This is a genomic window from Methanobrevibacter sp., assembly GCF_045120835.1.
Taxonomy (GTDB): domain Archaea; phylum Methanobacteriota; class Methanobacteria; order Methanobacteriales; family Methanobacteriaceae; genus Methanocatella.
In genome coordinates this window covers 1-2,358 of record NZ_JBGVFE010000092.1, presented here as the reverse complement: position 1 = coordinate 2,358, position 2,358 = coordinate 1, and the positions used below count along the sequence as shown (strand labels likewise).

The 2,358-nt window shown below is 42.2% G+C and carries 3 protein-coding genes; 2 read left to right on the top strand and 1 reads right to left on the bottom strand.

The window, feature by feature from the left end; all coding sequences use genetic code 11:
- Nucleotides 1–221 precede the first annotated feature (221 nt).
- Together ACJMLO_RS08295 and ACJMLO_RS08290 are read left to right on the top strand one after the other, a co-directional pair.
- A complete protein-coding gene (locus tag ACJMLO_RS08295; protein WP_405295750.1) occupies nucleotides 222–581 on the top strand; it encodes a hypothetical protein in 360 nt (119 codons plus the stop codon).
- A 233-nt stretch (nucleotides 582–814) separates the two neighbouring features.
- On the top strand, nucleotides 815–1,414 hold the full coding sequence (locus tag ACJMLO_RS08290) for a GNAT family N-acetyltransferase (protein WP_405295748.1): 600 nt from the start codon (nucleotides 815–817) through the stop codon (nucleotides 1,412–1,414).
- Between the two features lie 39 nt (nucleotides 1,415–1,453).
- Here ACJMLO_RS08290 and ACJMLO_RS08285 read toward each other — a convergent pair whose 3' ends face one another.
- The gene (locus tag ACJMLO_RS08285; RefSeq protein WP_405295746.1) at nucleotides 1,454–2,059 is read right to left on the bottom strand and encodes a helix-turn-helix domain-containing protein; all 606 of its coding nucleotides are present in this window, start codon (nucleotides 2,057–2,059) and stop codon (nucleotides 1,454–1,456) included.
- Nucleotides 2,060–2,358: the final 299 nt, after the last annotated feature.

Below are 2,358 nucleotides of genomic sequence, written 5' to 3'. Positions count from 1 at the left end.
TTTCAATGAAAAAGACTATTGCAATTGTTTTAGCTATGTTCCTGTGCATTTCTTTAATGACTGCTTGTACAGGAGAGGACAATACGCAGACAACTGAAACTACTGTTCCGGCAAGTCATATTGAGACTATGAATATGGAAGACACTCTTCCTGCTGGTACCAGCCCAACTCAAACAACACTGAATGAGCCTGGGGAGACTCACAATGCAGATTATTATTCTGTGTGTACGAATTGCACGAAGTCCGAAGTAGAGCAGTTTGCGAAAGAAGTCCGGGAATGCATCCTTGCAGAGGACTGGGAAAGATTGTCTGAATTTGTTGCCTATCCTATCACAATTGCTGGTGTTACATATGAAGATAGCACTTCCTTTTTGGCAGCTCCATTTGAAGCACAACTGGATGAAGATTCGATTGAAGCGATTCGTAATGAGAGTTGTATCGATATGTTCTGCAATTACGCCGGAATTATGATGGGAAATGGTGAGGTTTGGATCGGTGAAGTGCTGAATAAAGACTATTCGTCGGCAGGCCTTCATGTAATTGGTCTCAATATTCTGAAAGTAACTGAGGATGTTCAATAAGCCATAACAACTATTGCAAGCTAGGATCTACAGTTATTGACAAATGAACGAGAGAGTCATATAATACAGAAAAATTGAAAGGAAAACTGACAATGTATCGTTATTGCTTTAATGTAGTAAATAACAAGTCCGCCATGGTTATGCCTAAGCATAACGTCGGGCTTACATTGTCATACTCTTTTTTAGAATAACTTTATAGCAAGGATTATAGAAAAGATACAGTGCAAGCCGAAATGAAAGTTTCAGCTTGCACTTTTTTATTTTTGATGGGAGGAAAGAAAATGGAACACAAAGGAACGCAGTTAATTGAAACACCCAGACTCATTCTAAGAATGGCACAGATGACGGATGCAGAACCGATGCTCCGCAATTGGGCTTCTGATCCGGAGGTTACCAAGTTTTTGACCTGGCCTACCTATCAGAGCATTGATAGTGCATATACCATTCTGGATATGTGGATCAAAGAATATGAGAAGCCTGATTTCTATCAGTGGATGATTGAACTGAAAGAAATTGGGGAGCCTATCGGTTCTATAAGTGTTGTCCATCATCGGGATGATATTGCAGAGGCTGAAATAGGTTATTGTATTGGCCAATCCTGGTGGCATAAGGGCATCATGACTGAGGCTCTGACAGCGGTGATGCAGTTCCTGTTTACGGAAGTTGGGGTGAATCGGATTGAAGCCAAACATGATATTAATAACCCCCATTCTGGTGGTGTCATGCAAAAGTGCGGCATGAAGTATGAGGGTACAAGCCGTGCATCTGATCGTAATAACCAGGGAATCTGTGACATTGCGCAGTATGCAATTCTTCGGGAAGATTTGGGTTAACAGATAAAGGCGTCAGTACAAATACACTGACGCCTTTCGTTATAATTTCTGTTCAAATGCAAGCCATTTGGAACCATAGGTATCAAACATGAATCTCACACCATACTCATTTTCAACATAGAAAGAGAAAATCTTATACCAGCCGCGTAATTCATCACGCGAAAATGAGTCTGGGAGAATTGGTTCGATCCAAAGCTGCGTGTAATCTTTCAAATTCTCACGTGCTACTGGCGCTCCATGAGGGAGATACCCTACGGTAAAGGCAGGAGGAAGCACCCTCAGGTTATGGAGTTCCTCGAAGGGAATCGTTTGTCCTGCCACGAAAACAACATTCTTTTGAATAGCATTTACAATGCCCCAGCCGTGCTCTGATTCCCAGACAGGCTCACCGTGGAGAATGGGCAGGGTAGAGGCATCCAATATTTCTGTAGACATCATCACATTACTGGAACCTATATCTCGACCAAGAAGATAGTCCACCGTCACACCATACAGATCCGCAAGGCGAGAAATTGTTTCGATGCCGGGAACTTTTTTGCCGGATTCCCACTGGCTGACAGCAGCTTGAGTCAGACCCATTTTCTGAGCCAACTGAACAGTTGTCAGTCCGGCCTGCAGGCGAGCTTCTTTGAATCGGTAAGACACCACTTTCCACCTTCTTTCTTTTTTATTATAGATTAAAGCACCCTAAATATCAAGTTCCCTTAAGAATTAGTCTATCAGATGCCTCATTCCTTAAGATTTGTTGAACAACTTGTAATCCTTGTATCAAATCGATATAATAAATAAAAATTGTATTCGGAGGTGTTTGGATGCAAACGGTAGAAAATGCGGTAACTGGCTACGCGCAACAGATACTGAACCAGGTACGTCGTGTTGTTGTCGGTAAGGACAATGTTCTGCTGTGGGTTTTGGCAGCCATTTTGGCGAAAGGACATATTCTT